Origin of the sequence: Streptomyces sp. NPDC002133 (genome assembly GCF_040296405.1) — a bacterium.
Lineage (GTDB): Bacteria > Actinomycetota > Actinomycetes > Streptomycetales > Streptomycetaceae > Streptomyces.
This window is the reverse complement of record NZ_JBEOXF010000022.1, coordinates 34,097-51,223: the sequence shown is the minus strand read 5'-3', so window position 1 is coordinate 51,223 and position 17,127 is coordinate 34,097. Positions and strand designations below refer to the sequence as shown.

Here is a 17,127-nt window from a genome sequence, read left to right as displayed (position 1 = left end):
CCCAGGCACGGGACCATCCCCGCGCGTGCGGGGCCGACGCCGTCGCCATCGACTCGGGCATCATGTTGTGGGGACCATCCCCGCGCGTGCGGGGCCGACCAGTCGTGGGCGTGGCCCGCAACGCTCGATCTGGGACCATCCCCGCGCGTGCGGGGCCGACGAGACCGCGGTGACGGCGACGAGTGCGGCGGTGGGACCATCCCCGCGCGTGCGGGGCCGACGCTTGCTGAACTGGGATGTTACGCGTGCCGAGCTGCTGTCTCGTTCAGTCACGGCACGGATTGGCCTCTGCCGCAGGCGAGAACCGAAGCGATCACGGAATCGCGGACGATACATCAGCGGGCGCGCGCGGTCGTGCGGGGCAGCAGCTTTCGCAGGAGTTCCGCGGTCTCGCCTTCCATGTCGACGCCGCCGAGCAGCTGTTCGTTGATGCGGGCCAGGCGGGCGGCGGCCTCGCGTAGGGCGTCGATGTCGCCGACCGCGTGGTGGGCGAGGAAGATCTGGCGGTGCAGCATCTCGCTTTCCTCGGCGGCGAGGAGGCCTCGGTGAGCTGCCCATAGAGCGCCGGAGATGTCGTCGGCTTCCCGGCACCGGGTGGACAGTATGAAGGCGACGTCGACGACCGCGGAGACCATTTCCTGGATGATGGGCTCTGCCCAGGCGTAGCGCTGAGGGTCGATGCCGGTGAAGGGCCGGCCTCGGACCAGGGCAAGTGCGCGGCGCAGGGCGAGATCGCCGTCTTCGTTGTTGCGGGCGAGGCCGATGCGCGCGAAGCGCTGGAATCGGGTCCAGTCGCAAGTGACGGCGGGGCCGAGGCGGTATCGGCTGTCTCCGGTGTCCTGGACGCGCGGCAGGTGCGCGTTGCCGTCGATGTCCTTGGCTAGCCATGAGCGGGTGCGAGAGATGACGGCGTTGCGCATCTGCTTGTTGACCAGGCGCCCGGGCCAGAGGGCGTCGTCGATGGCGTGGTGGTCGACGCCGGGGTTGAGGGCAAGGTAGGCAACCAGTTCGGTGCCGATGCTGCGCCGGTTCGAGTCAATGCGGCCGCTTGCGTTTTCAAGGCTGATGGGCCCCAGTAGCAGCACGGCTGGATCGCCGTCCGTGGCCTCCGGTTCGACGTGAGCGGCTGCTGGCTCCGCGGTTGGCGACTCCGGGCGGTCGAGCGGAGCGGGAGCTGTGGTGGAGGCGGGTGCTGGTGCGGGGATGGTGACGTGGACGGCTGGCGCGGCAGGGTGCGCGCAGGGTGTGGCGGGAGCGAGGGCAACGTCCGCCGGGCCCGCGGCGCTCGCGGGGTCCTCATTCTTCGTTCGGTCGGCCTTCAGCTCGGCGTGGTGCGCGTCTTCTCCGGCCAGCACGTCGGCGAGCGAGGGCCCAGCGGGCTTGCCTTCTGGATCGTTCTCGCCTTGGGCGTCCTTCTTGGCCAGGTCGGTCGAGGGGCCTGTGTCCTCGGCTTCCGCGGCTTCTTCGGCGAGGGAATCCAGCTCGAGCTCGGCGTACTCCGCGGGCAGCCCATCGTCGTCGGCGGACTCCAAGGAGTCCTCGGCGGCATCTGCCGGTTGCAGCTCGTCCATGGTGCCTTCCTCGCCGTCAGCCAGCTCGGGCAGGTCAGCGTGGGTCCAGTCGGGCGCGGGGTCATCGGCGTCGCTGGCGGCGAGAGTGAGCAGCTCGATGGCGTCGGCGAAGTGCTCGTCGCTCAGGCCTTGCAGCCTGACGGGGAGGTTGGAGCCGGGCAGGACGATTGTCGCGTCCGGTCCATGGCATTCGAGGGTCCACGCCGTGGCTGGCAGCTGGGCGGGGGCGCGGGAGGTGATGACCGCGCCCGCGGCGCGGGGCTCTTCGCTGAGGGCGTGGAAGAGTTCGGTGACAGCCGTGTCCTCGGGGAGGTCTTGGGCGAGCATGACGTGTGACGTCCAAGCGCCGCCGGCGTCGTCCATGAGGCGGGCGGCGCGCAGGCTGATGGCGCCGATGGCGGCGAGAGCGCGTCGCTGGTCTGCGGTGTGGCTGGTCAGGTCGGCGGTGGCGGCTGCGAGGTCTTCGATGCGTACGACGCGCTCGGGGGCGGCCTGGTCCAGGCCGGGAGCGGTGTGGGCGAGTGCCGTGACTTCGAGGTGGTCCGGCAGCGGGGTGCTGGCCAGTTCGACTGCGATGGCCTGCAGGACCTGTCGTGCCGAGTCTGGGTCGCCGGCCAGGTTGAGGATGCCGACGTGGTCAAGGTCGACCAGGACTAGGTGACCGGCAGCGTCCCAGCCGATCGAGACGAGGGCTGGGTACGGGGCATCAGCGTCGTTCAGCGTTTCCTCGTCAGCCAGGTCGGGGCTGGACGCGGCGCAGGTCCACAGGTCCGCACGGCCGGTGGTTGCGCTGAACGGCTTCATGGGAGCGGTGTCATCGGCCAGGTGTAGCTCGACCTTGGATTCGTGTAGGACGACCGCTTCGACGACGGGCAGTTCACGGTCGGCGGCGGCGAGGTTCAGCGCGAGGGAGCGCAGCGCGGTGCCCAGCAGGTCGAATCCGGTGGGGTGCTGGGCGGCGCGCAGGCCCTGCTCGGTCACGGCCGCGCGGCCGGTTGGCATGGGGATGCGTCGGCCCGGTCGGCGGCGGCGCTGCTGCAGGATCCGGCGGGTGGCCAGAGTGCCGACCAGGGCGGCCGCCAGGGCGCCGGCGCCCGCCCATACCGCGACTGGGGCCAGGGCGTTCTCGCCGTCGTCGCTGTGCTGCGCGGCGGGCGCCTGGCCACGACCGGTGTCCTGGCTGCTTGGAGTGGGTGCCGGGCTGCTCGGTGCCGGTTCTGCCGTACGGGCAGGCGCCGGGGTTGCGGCTGGCGGGGCCGGATTGTCGGCCTCGGTGTCCCTGTCGGCTTCCTCGTCCGGTGTCTCCTCGGGCGTCGGCGTCGTGTCGCTCTGCCCCTCGGGCTTGTCCGGCGTCTTCGGGTCGGCCGTGTCCTTGTCGGCGGCCGGCTCGCCATCCGCGCCGGCCTTGGGCAGGTCCAGGTTCTGGCCCGGGAAGATGAGGTTCGGGTTGTCGAAGCGGCCGCCGCCCGGGGTGGCTTCGCCCTTGTTGGCCTCGTAGATGGCTGGCCAGTCGGTCGGGTCGCCGTGTTCGTCGGCGATCGACCAGAGGCTGTCGCCATCGCGGACCGTGACGCTCTCCGGCCGGGCGTCGGCGCTCTCGCTCCCGGGGCTTTCGTCGTCCGCCTGGTCCTGCTGCTTGATGCCCTGCTCTTCATGACTCGTCTGCTGCTCGGCAGCATTGCCTATGGCTGGGCCCTTGCTCACCGTGGGCGCCGAGCTGGTGGCAGCTGGGGCGACGGGCCGGGCGTCAGCAGGCAGGTTGATGACGGCGTCCTTGGGGAGGAACTCGTCGCCAGCGGCAAGCTGCGGGATGTCGGGGTTGAGGGCGGCGATGTCTTTCCAGCGCTTTCCGTCGCCGAGGTACTCCTCCGCCAGGTCCCAGGGCAGCTCCGTCGTCGAGGACACGGTGTGCTTGGGCCAGTCGGTCTCCTCGGCCAGGGCGGCCGGCTTGGTACTGGGCGATGCGCTAGCGCCGGGCGCTCCCACCGTTTGCACCGCCGTTGCCGCGACCGCGGGTCCGGTCGTGGCGGCCGAGGCGGCGGTGGGGGCGAGCAGCACGATGCCGCCGATGAGGAAGCTGGCGAGGGACTGCAGGCCGCCCAGCCCTTTGATCCTGGGGGCGGAGCGTCGGCGCAGAACGGCGACGATCTCCACCAGGACGGAGAATGTGAAGGCCAGCCATGCTGCCCAGCCGATGCAGGTGAGCACGACGAAGAAGAGGCTGCCGTCGTCCTGCCGCATCAGCAGGTCGAGACCGCCGGACAGTTCGGTCGGCTGATGGCCCACGGCGAGGAGCAGATACGGGACGCCGCCGACCAGGGCCACGAGAAGGGCCAGGCCGAGCAGGGCCCGCAACAGGGCGCCGAGGGCGCGCAGTGGGGCGGGGGTTCGGTGGGCCATGTACGGCTCAGCCTCCAGCTTGGGTCTGCAGGTGGGCTTTCGCGGTGCCGGTCACGCTGATCGTTCCCGCGCCGACGACCTGGGCAAAGTACGTGTCGTAGCTGTCGTGCACAGTGACGGTGAGCGTCTGCCCGCCGTCGGTAATCGTGACGTCGCCCTGGACGCCGGCTGCGGCGAGGTAGTCCTGAGCCGCGCCGACGGCCGCGTCCGGGTCGATCGTGATGGCGGTGCCCTCGATCGCCTGGGCAGGGTCGAGTTGCTGTCCCGCGGTGCGGGCGGCTTCCTGGGCAAGCGACGTGGCGCGGTTGCCGGCGTTCAGGGCGCCGCCACCGTCGACGAGCAGCCCCATCACCATGAAGATGGCGATCGCGGACACGGCGAAGAAGGTGGACATGGACCCGCGGTCGCGACGGCGTGGGGACAGTGCCACCGGCCGTGGTGCTCGGAAATGCTGAACCCAACCCATCATTGACGGCCCCTGTAGGTGTCGATGGGGCTGGTCCACGATGCGGTGAGCGTCTTCGCGCCGGGCAGGCCGGGAAGGCCTATATCGGCGAGGTTGGCGGTGCAGGCGATCGTCGCCGTCACGTTCGCCTCCACGCCGATGTCGAGCGCGTAGCCGGAGGTGTCCACCACCACGCTGGAGCTCTGGCACGTGATGCCCTCCCCTTCCAGACTGCGACTGGCTGCGGCCTGGGCCTCTGCCTGAGCGCTGCCGGCGTCGCGCTCGAGCGAGGCGGCGCGGGCCGCCGCGCGGGCTGCGGAGTCGACGGCGCCGTCGGCGTCGGTCACCCGCCCGAACGCCACCATCAGCAGCAGCAGGCCGATCATCACCGGCGCGAGGACCGCTGTCTCCAGCGCGTAGGAACCCCGGTCGCGGCGCAGCCCCCGCGCCAGCCGCTGCCAGTACGTGCGGATTTTCACTGTTCTCTCCAGGGAGGCCCGGCAATCAAGCCGGGGAGGAATGGGTCCTTGGAGCGGAGCCGCGCAGCGGCGGAGTTCCCTCCGTGTCTGTCGTGACCTGCACTTTCGGCTGCTGTCAGTGGCGACGGTTAGGTTGATGGGGTGAAGGTCGTGGTGCAGGTGAAGCTGCTGCCGTCGCCCGAGGCGGCGGCGGCCTTGGCGGCGACCCTGCCCGTGTGCAACCGGGCGGCCGATGCCGCATCGGCGGTGGCGTACGAGACGGGCACCACCACCCGCAACGAGCTGCAAAAGCTCGTCTACGCCCGCTTGAAAACGGAGTTCGGGCTGGCTGCCCAGCCGGCCGTGCGGGTGGTGAAGAAGGTCGTGGACGCCTACGCCACGTTGCACGCCAACATCCGGGCGGGAAACCTCGGCCCGAACGGGTCGAGGCGACGCAGGCGTGCGGAGTCGAAGCCGATCGTCTTCCGGCCTGATGCGGCCCAGCCGTACGACGACCGGATCCTGTCCTGGCAGCACGACGCGCGGACGGTGAGCATCTGGACCGTGGCCGGGCGGATCAAGAACGTCCGGTACACAGGCCATCTGGGCCAGTTGGCGATGCTCGAGAAGTACCGGCGGGGCGAGTCGGATCTCGTGCACCGTGACGGCATGTGGTTCCTGATCGCCACCTGCGAGATTCCCGAAGCGCCGCTCAACACCGACCCGGTGGACTGGATCGGGGTGGACCGGGGCATCGCCAACCTCGCCACCACGTCCGACGGGAGCAACTACCAGGGCCGCCGCCTTGGCCGCTACCGGCGCTGGCACGCCCGCAAGCGAGCCGAACTCCAGGCGAAGCAGACCCGCTCCGCCGCCAGGCGGGCCAAACGCCGGGCGAAGAAGGAAGCCCGGCACGCTACCCACGTCAACCACAGGATCAGTAAAGAGATCGTGGCCGTCGCACAACGCACCGGACGCGGAATCGCCCTCGAAGAACTGAGTGGCATCCGTGACCGGGTACGGCCTTCTCGCGACCAGCGGGCCACGCTCTCCTCCTGGCCGTTCCACCAGCTCGAAGAACACATCCGCTACAAGGCCCAGCGGGCCGGGGTACCGGTGATCTCGGTGGACGCCCACTACACCTCGCAGATGTGCCCCAGATGCGGACACACCGCCAGGCACAACCGTCCCGCCCGGGACACCTTCTGCTGTCGTCGGTGCGGGCTCGCTGGCCCCGCCGACCACGTCGCCGGGGTCAACGTGCGCAACCGTGCACGCTCGGCGTGGGTTCTCGTCAACGGACCCGTACCACAAAGGACCTGAACACCCCCTTTCGCTGGTAGATGCGACCCGTGACCGCCCTGCCGTAGGGGGCAGTCGGGAGCGCGACAAGGCGCAAACGACAGAGCCAACACGCTCGATCGTTTACGGCCGAGAAGTTGACGGCTGAGTCCACCGTTCGGTCGGAGCGTCAGCATGCTGTACGACATCCAGTTGCAGGCCCGGGACGAGGGTGGGGACGCTTCCGCGTACGGTGATGCGGATTTCCTGGGCGGTGCTGCCGGCCGAGGACACGCTCGCGCCCCGCACGCTGCCGCCGAAACGGCCGAGAAAGGCCTGCGCCTGGGCGACGCCGTCCCCTTCACTCGCGCCGAACTGGCGGCCGGCCTCCACGCCGTGACGGGCGGCGGACTGGGCGGCTTTGCGTGCGTGGTAGTAGAGGCCGACTTGGATGGAGGTGAAGATCAGCGCTAGCGCAACCAGCGCCAGGACTGCGAACTCCACGCTTCCGAAACCGCGATCGTCAGCGCGCAGGCGGCCGTTGACGACTCGCCAGCAGGTACGTACCCGGCTTCTCACACCACTCCCCTCCCTTGTCTGGTCTGCGTGGTTCAGCCTCCGTTGATGACGCCGATCTTCTCGGTGAGCTTGCTGCGGATGGCTACGACGAGCAGTCCGGCGCCGAGCAGGAGTGCGCCAGCCATCACGGCGAGCTCGGTGCTGGTGACGCCTGCGTCGCGAGCGTCACGGAGCTGCTGGTAGCGGGCGCGGATCCAGGTTGTGAGCATCTGGACGTCCATGCGGTGTCTTTCTCCTTTGTGGTTCAGCTGCTGAGGATGGTGATGGTGATCGGGATCATGACGAAGATCAACATGAGGATGACGCCGAATGTGACGGGCAGGACCATGGCGGCAGACGCCGCGTTGGCTTGCGCCTTGGCGTCGCTGAGGAGCGCGATGCGCAGCTGCCTGGCCTGGGCCTGCAGGGTGGCGTAGACGGCGGCGCCGTCGCCGGCCAACGCCAGGGTGTCGGCGGGTCGTGTGAGTTCGGGGATGTCGAGCTCGTTGCCGAGCTGCTTGAGCGCGTCCCAGACGGTGACGCCGGCGAGATCGGCCTGGTGGAAGGTTTGCCGCATCCTCGCGAAGATCCAGCCGTCGCCGACTTCAGCGGTTTGGGTCAGGGCTTGGGCTGCGCCCGAGTTGGCGATCCTGGCCAGTGCCACCCGCTCCAGGTAGGAGGCGGCGGCGTGCCGGACGATCAGGCGGGCTTCGGCCGCGTCCCGGGCGACTTCCTTGCCGGGCCAGAACCAGAACAGCCCGCCAAGCCCGAGCGAAATCAGTGCCGGCACCGCGTAGGGGAAGGCCACACCGGCGAGCGCAAGCAGGGCCTGGACCAGTTGCGGGAGCAGCAGCCCGTACAGCGCGAACAGGACTCGCTTGCCGAGATGCTCCGCGGGGCTGATGCGCAGCAGGTTCAGGTCTTTGAGCGGCAGGGTGATGCGGCCGCCGAGTTCGGCGATCAGCCGGTTGCCGACACGCTCCGGGAGCGACCCGGTCAAGGACGGCGCCGCAGACGGCAAGAGGGCGCTGACCTTGCCCGCGTCGAGCCGATCGAGGGCTGAGGCGAGGTCGGGCTTGGCGGGCCACGCGGCGCGTACGGCAAGTCCGATCAGCGCGCCGGCGGCGGCCGCGGGCAGGACGGCCTCCATGGGGATCATCGAGGCCCTCCGATGGTGAGCTCGGTGGCGGGCAGGGGGTCCAGCAGGCGCGGATCGGGCTCGGTACGGGCGATGCGGCGCAGCATGTTCAGCGTCCAGGCGAAGGCCCCGCCAATGGCGGCGAGCACGATCTGACCGAGCGGGGATTGGTACCAGCCGCTCCAGGCGTCGTTGAGCATGCAGCCGATCACGACGATGCTGATGACCATGGAGACCATGCGCGAGGACTTGCGGACGGAGGCGCGGTCGGCCTCCACGTCGCGGGCGTCGGCGGCCTGCTGGTGGATGGTCACGGCGAGGGCTTCGAGGGCGTCGGACAGGCCGGGGCCCTTGTAGACGGCGTGGGACTGGAAGAGCAGCACGACATGGTCGGATACGCCGTCGGCGAGCTCGTCCGCGAAGTGGGCGAAGGCGTGGTGGGCGTCCATGCCGGAGCGCAGCCGCTCGGCCAAGGCCCGTACGTTCGGCGCGATCGGGCCGGGCGCGGCCTTCGCGGAGGCGCGGATGGTCTGGGCGAGGCTGATACCGGCGGTGTGCACGCCGGCCAGGTGGTTGAGCCATTGCCCGAGGGCTTCGAGGCGCTCGATGCGGAGTTTGGCGGCGGTTCCGGGGGTGAGGATGAACGGCAGGCCCAGGACGGCGGCGCCGGCGAGCAGGCCGTGGACGGGCCAGCCGGTCCATGCCCACACCACTAGGGCGGCCACGCCGGCAGTGGTGACGAGGTGGCGCCAGCGGTGCTGCCAGTTCTCGGGCAGCTCGGCCTTCGCGCGCTGGATGCGGCCGGCCAGGCGCGATGTGGGTTTGATGGGGTCGGGCACGCGGCCGCGGATCTCGCGGACCGCTGCGACGACCGCGAGTAGTGCGAGCACGGCGCAGCAGGCTGCGACGAGAGCGAGCTGGGATGTGTTCACCGGTGCCCCCAGGTGCGGGTCGCGTCGGTGAGCCAGGTGTGGTCGAAGCTGGCGTGCTCGAGGTCCTGGATGCGGGCGGGCCGGTTCTGAAAGACGGCGCGGGGCTGCCCGGGTACGGGCGCGAACACCTGTTGCAGGGTGATGCTGTCCTCGCGGGGGTGGGCCTCGCTGATGTGGGAGACGAAGCGGCGTTCATCTCCCGGTCTGCCGTGGCTCTCGAGCTGGATGATCAGGTCGATGGCCTGCCCTACTAGATAGGTGGCCGCCTCGGGGTTGCCGATCTCGGCGGCGCAATGGTCGATGAGCTGGTTCAGGGCATCGCGGGGGTTCGTGGCGGTGAGCGTGCACATCGAGCCGGCGTCTCCCGATGCCATGGCCTGCAGCAGCGGGACCGCGCTGTCGGGGCCGGACTCGTCCACCAGGATGCGGTGGACGTTGTGGCGCAGGGCGATGGGCATTAGATCGGTGGCGCTTGGGCCGGTCATCTCGATGACCTGACGGCCCGGGCCGGCGAGGTTCAGCTGGGGGGCGACCTCCAGGGTGACGATCCGGTTGTGTGCCGGCACGGCGCGTCCGAGGGCTCTCAGCAGGGTCGTACGGCCGGTGCCGGAGCGCCCTGAGATCACTAGGTTCATGCCGCTGTGTACGGAGGCGTTGAGGAGCTGGGCCACGACCGGGTTGATGAGCCCTCGCTCGGTCAGCTGCTTCAGGTCGGGGAGGTTCATCGTGCGCTCACTGTCTGCAAGGGCTGGGGCCAGCCGCCGAGGTTTCCGGTGAGCCACTGCCGGTCAAACAGACCGGTGCGTTCGAGCTCGTCGATGAATGAGGGCATGTTCTTGTAGGCGCCGCGGATCTCGCCGCCTTGGGGGGCGAACAGCTCGGTGGTGGTGGGGCGGCCGCCTTCGCCGACGACGTCGTGGACTTCGTAGATGTGGGAGACGAACCGGTGCTTGCGGCCGCCGATCGCGGTCTCGTCCAGGTAGGTGAGGTAGACGACGACGTCGATGGAGGAGGCGATCAGATGGTGGGCGGCTTCGGTCGCCATCCCGGCCTCAGTGCACAACTGCACGAGGCGGCTGATGATGGCGTGCGGCCGACGGACGTGCAGGGTGCACATACTGCCGGAGCCACCGGCGGACATGGCCTGCAGCATCGGCACGATCTCGGTGGAGCGGACCTCTCCGACGATCACTCGGTTCGCGTTGTAGCGCAGCGCCGTGACGAACATGTCGGCGATGGTGACCTCGCCGGCGCGCTCGCCGCCGCGGACCTCGCCGTTGGACTGCCGGGCTTCGAACGCAAACGTCACTGGTCCGGGCTTGGGGCCGGGTTCGTCCAGGTAAAGCTCGCGGTCCGACTCGAGCGTCACCAGGCGCTCAGCCGGCGGGATCTCCCGGCCGAGCGCGCGGAGCAGTGACGTCTTGCCGGCGCCCATGTCGCCGACGACGAGGATGTTCTTCCTGGCGTGGACGCAGGCGACCAGGAACCGTTCCAGGAGCGGGTTGATGGAGCCCCACTGCACCAGCTCGGCGATGCCGTGCTGGCGGATACGGTGCTTGCGGATCACGACCGACGGGCGGGACGTCAGGAGCGAAGAGGTGACGCGGGAGCCGTCGGGCATACGGAAGCCGACCATGGGCGTGGCCTGGGTAAGTGCCCGCTCGCCGTGACCGGACAGGCGTGCCATCCGGTTGACCCAGGTGATCAGCTCTTCGTGGCTGTCGGCGACCCGGTCGATCGTGCGGCGCGGCTTGTCGTGGTACTCGACGTGTGCGCGCAGGCCGTCGACCATGACGTCCTCGACGCCGTCCTGGTCCAGTAGGGATTGCAGGCGGCCGCCGCGATACATGGAGTCGAACACCGCGGTGCCGATCGCGGCTTCCTGCTCGGCAGTCAGCGGAGTGTTGCCTTGGGCGTACTTGGCGGCCCAGTCGGCGACGACGTTGCGCACCAGGGACTTCGCCATTGCCCGGCGGTCGTCTTCTTCGAGCAGCTTGTCGGGGTCCTGGGCGCTGAGCTGCTTGGACACCTGGGCCTGAAGCTCCTCGATGACTTCCCAGCCGACTGGGAGCTCACCGGGCAGACCGGCCAGCCGCGGCACAGCTGCCGGATTCGCGGGCGCGGGCGCTGACGGCATCGGAGCGGAGGGCCGCAGCGGCTCTGCCGGACGGCGCTGGCCGATCCTGCCGGCGAGGAGTCCGGCGATATCCTCGCGGCCCATCGGCGCCGGGTGCCCGTTGACTCCTGGTCGATGCTGGATGTCAGCCACGCATCCCTCCCTGGCTATCCGTCAGCCGCTGCAGGACGCCGGCCAGCTGCGGGTTGGCCGGCCGCGGCGGGTACTGCTGCTGGATGCTGCGGCGGGACGCCGCGGCCTCGAACTGCTCCATGGCCGTGCGGGCATGTCGCAAAAGTGGGCTTCGGTTGTAGCCGCGCGGCGGCCGCCCTCCGTTTGTCAGGTAGTTCGCGGTGTCCGAGTCGAAGGGCAGGGCCGCCAGGACCGGCGTCTTCAGCACGTCGGTGACCTGATGGGCGCGGTAGGGGCCTTCCTCGATGAGCAGCAGTCCGAGCGCATCAGCTCCGGTTCCGAGCTCAGCAAGCTCGGTGCGCAGCGGGTTGATCACATGCTTGGTCAGGGCGAGGGACTGGTCCGTACCGCGGACCACCAGCAGGACGAGGTCGGCCTGATGAATCAGGGGGGCCGGGGTGAGCGTGGGGTGCAGGTGCCCTGCTTCAAGAGCGAGTCGGCCGGCGTCGATGACGACGTCGTATCCGGCCTCATCCGCCAGCACGTGCATGACCTCCGACAGGGCAGGCCAGGTGCGGCTGAGTGCGGCGGCCTGGGCCGGGTCGGTCAGGCCGGGCAGCAGCTTGCGATGTCCGGCAGCGTCCATTGACCACAGATGGTTGGCGAAGGCATTGGCCAGGGCTACGGAGCTGGTCCGCTCGGCCGCAGCGAGGTGGTACAGCCCGTACCCGGCGGTGACGTGTCCTTGCAGGAAGCCAGCCCGTATCGTTCCGCCGGCAGGGTCACACTCGGCGAGCAGCGACGGCCGCTTCGAGGCCAGGGTCAGCGCGAGGGCGGAGGCCGTGACGCCAGAGGACTTGGCGGAGAGGAGCGCAGTCACTGGCATCAGTTGCTCCGCGGTTCACGAACGAGGGCGATACGGCCCTGGGCGGCGCGGGTCGCCAGGAGCGGGCCGTCGGTGGTCGCGACGGCGAGGTTGACGACGACTGTGCCGGAGGCGTCCGGCCGGGAGACCGTTACGACGACGCCGCTGATGGTCGACGGCGGCGCCTCGGCGTCCTTGCTGCTCTGCTGCTCGCCCTGGGCGGGGGTGGTGACGGCGAGGACCTGGTCGCCGGGGGCGAGGGTGCCGGCCGGGGCCTGGCCGCGCTTGACCTGGACGCCGACCTGCTGCTTGTCGTCGCCAAGGCCCGTGCCGGCAGCGAGCTGCGAGGTGGTGAGCAGGCCGCCCTTGCGCAGATCGACCGCGGGCCGCTTGCCCAGCATCGACGCCTTCTGAGCAGCGGGCACCGGTGTCAGCGCGGTATCGGTGGAGACCTCGGCCACGATCAGGTCAGCGTCGGTCAGGGCCTGCCCGGCCGGCACATCGCGGGCGATCGCCAGGACCTGGACACGGTCACTGGCGGACGTGACGGCGGCGGCCGCGCCCAGGCTGGCCAGCACGGCCAGGACGATGCACAGTGCGGCGACCGACCAGCGGCGTTCCCGCTTGACTGGAGCCGTGGTGGTGATGGGGACCTCGGGGCGGGCCGGGGCGGCAGGGCGTGGCACCGACGGCGCGGCAGCGGGGGATTCCATGCGGTGAAGTGCCTCTCGAGTTCTTCGGCGGGGCGTACTAGTTGAGGACCTGAACCTCGACGACTGTGATGTCCACGTCGCTGTCGCGGATCTCGGTGAGCTGGCCTGTCTGGCCGCCCCCGGCCACCTGCCAGTCGATCGTCCAGGTGGACGTCGCTGTCACGTGGAACTTCCCGGACGGCTGCGTCGAGGACGGGACCTCGTAGCGGTGGCCGCAGTCCGGTGACGGCTTCTTGCCGTACTCCGGCTCGTAGGGGGTACCCGGCGTGGTGCAGGTGACGGTCTTCCCGTCCCCCATCTGCCACACGATCTTGCTGACCTTTGCAGTCGCGGTCACGGTGACGGCCCCAGCGGATGCGCTGGCGGTGTTCGGGCCGTACGTCTCTGGGCCGGTCTCGGTCCACATGTAGACGGGCATGCCGACGACGCCCTTGCCACCCGGCTTCGGCGTGATGCCGATCTCCGGTGCGCGCAGGCGCATCTTGTCGGCTGCCTGCTGAGCGAGCTGCGCGGGATCCACGACCGGGGCAGCTGGGGGTCCGCCAGGGCCTCCGTAAAGCGTCTCGGTGATCACTGTGGAGGCGCCGTCTTCCATGAAGTAGCGGCAGGTCCGTACATAAACGGCGCCACCGTCGGCAGGGTCGTGCCCTTGCCAGAACTCACTGCCAGCGGGTGGTTGAGGGTCGAGCTTCTGCGGAGGTGTGCACTCAGGCGGCTTCGCCTTGCCACCTCCGCCGCCCCCGGCATCGCCGGTTCCGCCGCCCGTGCTGCCGGGCCGCTCGCTGGGTGGTTTGCCGGGCGTTTCGGCCCCCACGCAGACGAACGGGTCGTCGCAGCCAGGACTGGCTGCGGGCGCTGCGAGGGCGGGGGAAGGAATCGTCAGTGTCGCCGCGGCAAGCAGGGTCAGCACGGTTGGCCGAGTTCTCAGCATGGCTTGACCTGCGGGTCGTCCTTGATGACCTTCCATCCGTCGGGCCACTTCTCGATGGTCGACGCGATGACGTACCTGGTCAGGCGGTCTGACGGAAGCGGTACTGGTTTGTTGTTCGACCGCTCGACGACGTTCCAGCGGGTGATGTCTAAGCAGCTAGAGAGCGTAGCGCTGGGTACCTTGCGCTCCATGTCGATCTTCGTGACTGTGGAGTTGTCGACGGTGACGCTGCCGGTCATCATCTGACCCTTCGAGTGCCTCTTCTTCGCAGCGTCCTCGGCGACGAACAGCGCGGTCCCGGCGGCATACTTCCGCAGGCCTGTGCCTTGTGACGTACCGCTCGCAAAGGTCTTCTCCATCTCCTTCCAGTAGTCGCGGTACGTTTCAATCGCTTCCTTTTTGGCGGACTCGGTCGGGTCCGCCGGTTTGGTCGACTGAATCGCGGGCGGTGTCGGGGACCCCTTGGGGTCGGTGTCCTTCGACTCGTGAGTGCTACAGGCAGATGTGGCCATCGTGGCGCAGGCCACGAAGAGCACAGCCGCGGACCTCGTGCCATTCCGCTCGCGAAGTGGTGCTCGACCTGATCGTGCTCGCAGTGGCACTGCGCCTCCCCGTGTGTCTTTGACGGCACCTGTCGCCCTGCAGCGGTTGGACGGCGTTGTCGCCGACCCCAACCGCCCCAGCTGGCTGGTCTGTTCACGTACGTTACGCATAGATGATCCAACAACACAGCTAGTTAGGACAGTTCAGGGCCCGCATGACGGGCTCAGAACCTGCCTGGTCCGGCTGGGCGGAAGCGGGCGCGGGCATTTCCGTCTGCCCTGGTCCGCGCTGCTGGCAGCAGCGCCGCACTGCTGCTGGGCGGAATTGTCGGCGGGAGCCGACGGGCCGACGGGGGGCCTTGTTGCCGGTGGGAGTGCATGCCGCAGTGCCGGTGAGGGTGAGGACGGCGGCGCGACGGCGAGCACCCCCTTTGTGCCTGCTGGTCCGGGACGTGGTGGTGTTCATGCGGGACTCCTTACGGCTGCAGCCGGGTGGGCTCGACGGCGGCGGGCCAGATCGTGATGACGTGGCCATCGAGGTGACAAACTGGTTCGGGTGGGCCGCCCGTACGGCGGTGGCGGACCAGATGTCGAAGGCACCGTGCAGGATGACCAACCCGTTGTGGTGCGTGGTGATCTGGCGGGCACCGGCGGGCCAGACGGTGATGGTTACGTCGTCACGGGTCACCTGCCGCCCGGACAGGGAAGCTCTGACAGCGGCGAGGTCCTCGGCGGTGAACCATCCGCTCAGGCGGATGAGGGTGCCGTGTCGGCGGACGCGCTGAGTGCGGGACGGCCAGGTGACGGGCGGAGCCGTGGTGGGCGCGGCTCCGTCGTGCCCAGCGATCAAATCGCTGCGAACGCAGCTGAGTGGCGTTTGCAGCGCACCGTTCACGACTGTTTTCCCCTTTGCGAAGCCGTCCTCGCGTTTCAGGCATGAACTGCCCCCGTTGACAGAAAGCTGCTGCGATCTGGCGAGATGATCCACCGCAGCAGCAAACATAGAATGTTTACTTACGGGAAGTCCAGTGGATTGTGTGGTGAACCTGGCACATGTCAATGGGAGTTGAACCGCTTACCTGGTGATGCGGCGAGGAGGGGCCTCAGCGGCAGGTTGGGCTGCATGCCCATAGGAGCGCGTCGGCGCGGTCAGCAGGCCCGTGCCGGTGAGGAACAGGCCGAAGGTCCCCGTCAGCAATGGTGACGACGGACATGCATGATCCCCGGCCGGACCTTGTAACCGGGTAGGCCGAACCGGGGCCATGCAGCGGGCGCCCTCTACTGCTCGCCATGGTCGCGCTTTCGCGCCCGCGTAGACGGGGGCGGGGTTCAAGGGCAGGCCACACGTCGAGGACGTGCACGCCTGTCGGCCGCGGGCCTTACCGCACAGCGCTGCGCCGGTCGTTACTGTAACAGCATGCCTCAGGCGAAGCAGGCTCGTACTTGCCGCCACAACCACATGGAAAGGGTCCGGCGCCTCCTCGGCGGCCGACGGCTCCGTTGGTGGAGCGGTCTTCTACTCAGGTACAGGCGTCTCAACCGGAGCCACGAACGTCATCTCTGGCTCAAGCCTGGAGAACGGGCTCTCCTGCATCTGGGAGCGGCTGGTCTCGGGTGAGAGGAGGGCTGTCTCGATCACCACCGTTCCTCCGGAGCTCTGCGGGGTTGACGTAAAGCGCAACCCCCTTCACTCCCGAACGTCAACGACCCTGATCTGTTACACAGCTCCGCTTGGGGCTCTCGGTCTCACGGACGCGTTGACGCCCCGACGCACGTCGGGGCCTCGCAGAGAGAGCAGTCCGTCAGAACGTGATCACCATGCGAGCGGACGGCTTCTCGATAAGGGAGCCATCGGCAAGTTGGTCGTCCGAGGTACCTGCCGGGAACAGGCTGATCACGGGCTCGGCAGTCCGGGCACTGCCCCAGGCCCGGATCTGTGCACACAGCCGCTCTGCGAGCGTGCCGCCAGCCGGGCCGTAGCCAGCGGCGCCGAGCCGGAAGCGGGGCTCGGCAACTTCCTCGGTCGTGATGCGTTCGAGGGTGAGGTACGCCATCGAGTCGCCTTCGACAAGAGCGGGGCTGAGAGCCGGAATCGCAGGACGGTGGAGCCCCACGTCGATAGCGGCAGGCTTCACAGTGATGCGGCAAGTGGTCTGCTCGGTGGCGGACAGGCGCAGCCAGACCCCATCGAAGGACTCGGCCGGTCCGACCGTTGTGTCGGTCCAGGCGACAGTTCCCGGTTGGGAGACGGCAGTGCGCAGGGCCGACGGGTCGATGGGCTGGTCGTCGTCCCAGAACAGGCGGATCAGGTGGTCGTCGTTGACGTAGCCGGAGTGTTCTCCGTCCTGGCCGATCATGGGCAGGAAGCCGCACATCTTGACGGAGTCGGACAGGAGCCGGTCGGGCTGTCGGGCGAAGGCGACGCTGCGTGTCAGTCCTCGCCAGCGAAGGGGGATGACGAGTCGGCCCTCGGGGGTGAGCTGCTCCTGCATGGCGGGAGAGGGGTCCCAGACGCCGACTGTGGCGATGATGCGGTCGAAGGGGGCGAGTTCCTCCGCGCCGAGAGCGCCATCGCGGGTGAGTACCTCGATGTCGCCGTAGCCGGTGGCGTCGAGCGTCTTGCGTGCGTACGCGGTCACCGCGCTGTCGATGTCGCCAGTGATGACGCGTCCGGTGGGGCCTACTAGGTAGCGCATGTAGGCGGCGTTCACGCCGGTGCCCGCGCCGATCTCGAAGACCCGATCGCCTGGGCCGAGCTCGAGCTGGACAAGCATGAAGAACACCACGTCGGGCTTCGAGGCGCAGCTGAACGGCAGGGAGTCCTCGGCTGGGTTGTCCTTGATGGTCACGGCCTCATTGGCATACGCGGTCTCGATGCTGACGGCCGGGAGGAACTCGTGGCGGGGTACCGCCCGCATGGCCTCCTCCACTCGCGGGTCGTAGAGCCCGGCTACTCGGTTCTGCACAATCTCGTCGATGAGCCGGTCGCGCAGGACCTCGGGCGAGGGCTTGGCGGTGGTGTTCATGGGGTTCCTTCCGCGAGTG

Annotated in this window: 15 protein-coding genes and 1 CRISPR repeat array (1 of these 16 running past the window's edge); of the genes, 1 reads left to right on the top strand and 14 read right to left on the bottom strand. The window is 69.1% G+C overall.

Features of this window, described 5'->3' with window-relative positions; translation table 11 throughout:
• A CRISPR array of direct repeats spans positions 1-221; the repeat unit is 29 nt; unit sequence GGGACCATCCCCGCGCGTGCGGGGCCGAC (it extends 724 nt beyond the left edge of the window).
• 114 nt (positions 222-335) lie between these two features.
• The 3 genes from ABT078_RS21655 to ABT078_RS21645 all read right to left on the bottom strand — a co-directional run bounded on the left by ABT078_RS21655 (position 336) and on the right by ABT078_RS21645 (position 4,895).
• A complete protein-coding gene (locus tag ABT078_RS21655) occupies positions 336-3,971 on the bottom strand; it encodes a LysM peptidoglycan-binding domain-containing protein (protein WP_351230091.1) in 3,636 nt (1,211 codons plus the stop codon).
• A gap of 7 nt (positions 3,972-3,978) precedes the next feature.
• Positions 3,979-4,365, bottom strand: a complete 387-nt coding sequence (locus ABT078_RS21650) for a pilus assembly protein TadG-related protein (protein ID WP_351230089.1) — start codon at positions 4,363-4,365, stop codon at positions 3,979-3,981.
• A 71-nt stretch (positions 4,366-4,436) separates the two neighbouring features.
• The gene (locus ABT078_RS21645) at positions 4,437-4,895 is read right to left on the bottom strand and encodes a TadE/TadG family type IV pilus assembly protein (RefSeq protein WP_351230087.1); all 459 of its coding nucleotides are present in this window, start codon (positions 4,893-4,895) and stop codon (positions 4,437-4,439) included.
• A gap of 141 nt (positions 4,896-5,036) precedes the next feature.
• Here ABT078_RS21645 and ABT078_RS21640 point away from each other — a divergent pair, with 141 nt between their 5' ends.
• A complete protein-coding gene (locus tag ABT078_RS21640; protein WP_351230085.1) occupies positions 5,037-6,197 on the top strand; it encodes an RNA-guided endonuclease InsQ/TnpB family protein in 1,161 nt (386 codons plus the stop codon).
• 102 nt (positions 6,198-6,299) lie between these two features.
• On the opposite strand, the gene ABT078_RS21635 is transcribed toward ABT078_RS21640, so the two are convergent.
• From ABT078_RS21635 to fxlM, 11 genes are all read right to left on the bottom strand, one after another.
• Positions 6,300-6,659, bottom strand: a complete 360-nt coding sequence (locus tag ABT078_RS21635; protein WP_351230083.1) for a TadE/TadG family type IV pilus assembly protein — start codon at positions 6,657-6,659, stop codon at positions 6,300-6,302.
• 107 nt (positions 6,660-6,766) lie between these two features.
• Positions 6,767-6,955: a hypothetical protein gene (locus ABT078_RS21630; RefSeq protein ID WP_351230081.1), complete on the bottom strand. Its 189-nt coding sequence runs from the start codon at positions 6,953-6,955 to the stop codon at positions 6,767-6,769.
• 23 nt (positions 6,956-6,978) lie between these two features.
• The gene (locus tag ABT078_RS21625; RefSeq protein WP_351230079.1) at positions 6,979-7,863 is read right to left on the bottom strand and encodes a type II secretion system F family protein; all 885 of its coding nucleotides are present in this window, start codon (positions 7,861-7,863) and stop codon (positions 6,979-6,981) included.
• A gap of 5 nt (positions 7,864-7,868) precedes the next feature.
• On the bottom strand, positions 7,869-8,783 hold the full coding sequence (locus ABT078_RS21620) for a type II secretion system F family protein (RefSeq protein WP_351230077.1): 915 nt from the start codon (positions 8,781-8,783) through the stop codon (positions 7,869-7,871).
• Entirely contained in the window at positions 8,780-9,508 is a 729-nt protein-coding gene (locus ABT078_RS21615) for an ATPase, T2SS/T4P/T4SS family (protein WP_351230075.1), read from the bottom strand. The genes ABT078_RS21620 and ABT078_RS21615 overlap by 4 nt, the downstream gene beginning before the upstream one ends.
• Complete coding sequence (locus ABT078_RS21610) at positions 9,505-11,052, bottom strand: TadA family conjugal transfer-associated ATPase (RefSeq protein WP_351230073.1); 1,548 nt, start codon at positions 11,050-11,052, stop codon at positions 9,505-9,507. Before ABT078_RS21610 ends, ABT078_RS21615 begins: the two co-directional genes overlap by 4 nt.
• A complete protein-coding gene (locus ABT078_RS21605) occupies positions 11,045-11,917 on the bottom strand; it encodes a CpaE/TadZ family protein (protein ID WP_351230071.1) in 873 nt (290 codons plus the stop codon). Before ABT078_RS21605 ends, ABT078_RS21610 begins: the two co-directional genes overlap by 8 nt.
• Entirely contained in the window at positions 11,917-12,609 is a 693-nt protein-coding gene (locus ABT078_RS21600) for an SAF domain-containing protein (RefSeq protein ID WP_351230069.1), read from the bottom strand. Before ABT078_RS21600 ends, ABT078_RS21605 begins: the two co-directional genes overlap by 1 nt.
• A 37-nt stretch (positions 12,610-12,646) precedes the next feature.
• The gene (locus tag ABT078_RS21595) at positions 12,647-13,129 is read right to left on the bottom strand and encodes an ATP/GTP-binding protein (protein WP_351230067.1); all 483 of its coding nucleotides are present in this window, start codon (positions 13,127-13,129) and stop codon (positions 12,647-12,649) included.
• 404 nt (positions 13,130-13,533) lie between these two features.
• On the bottom strand, positions 13,534-14,076 hold the full coding sequence (locus ABT078_RS21590; protein ID WP_351230065.1) for a hypothetical protein: 543 nt from the start codon (positions 14,074-14,076) through the stop codon (positions 13,534-13,536).
• Between the two features lie 1,808 nt (positions 14,077-15,884).
• Positions 15,885-17,108 carry a methyltransferase, FxLD system gene (gene fxlM, locus ABT078_RS21585; RefSeq protein WP_351230063.1) on the bottom strand — a complete coding sequence of 408 codons (1,224 nt, stop codon included), beginning with the start codon at positions 17,106-17,108 and terminating at the stop codon, positions 15,885-15,887.
• Between the last annotated feature and the right edge of the window lie 19 nt (positions 17,109-17,127).

Coding starts and splice junctions, on each gene's coding strand:
- ABT078_RS21605 (WP_351230071.1), bottom strand. CDS start 11,917: ATGCCAGTGACTGCGCTCCTCTCCGCCAAGTCCTCTGGCGTCACGGCC.
- ABT078_RS21630 (WP_351230081.1), bottom strand. CDS start 6,955: ATGGACGTCCAGATGCTCACAACCTGGATCCGCGCCCGCTACCAGCAG.
- ABT078_RS21650 (WP_351230089.1), bottom strand. CDS start 4,365: ATGTCCACCTTCTTCGCCGTGTCCGCGATCGCCATCTTCATGGTGATG.
- ABT078_RS21625 (WP_351230079.1), bottom strand. CDS start 7,863: ATGGAGGCCGTCCTGCCCGCGGCCGCCGCCGGCGCGCTGATCGGACTT.
- ABT078_RS21655 (WP_351230091.1), bottom strand. CDS start 3,971: ATGGCCCACCGAACCCCCGCCCCACTGCGCGCCCTCGGCGCCCTGTTG.
- ABT078_RS21615 (WP_351230075.1), bottom strand. CDS start 9,508: ATGAACCTCCCCGACCTGAAGCAGCTGACCGAGCGAGGGCTCATCAAC.
- fxlM (WP_351230063.1), bottom strand. CDS start 17,108: ATGAACACCACCGCCAAGCCCTCGCCCGAGGTCCTGCGCGACCGGCTC.
- ABT078_RS21600 (WP_351230069.1), bottom strand. CDS start 12,609: ATGGAATCCCCCGCTGCCGCGCCGTCGGTGCCACGCCCTGCCGCCCCG.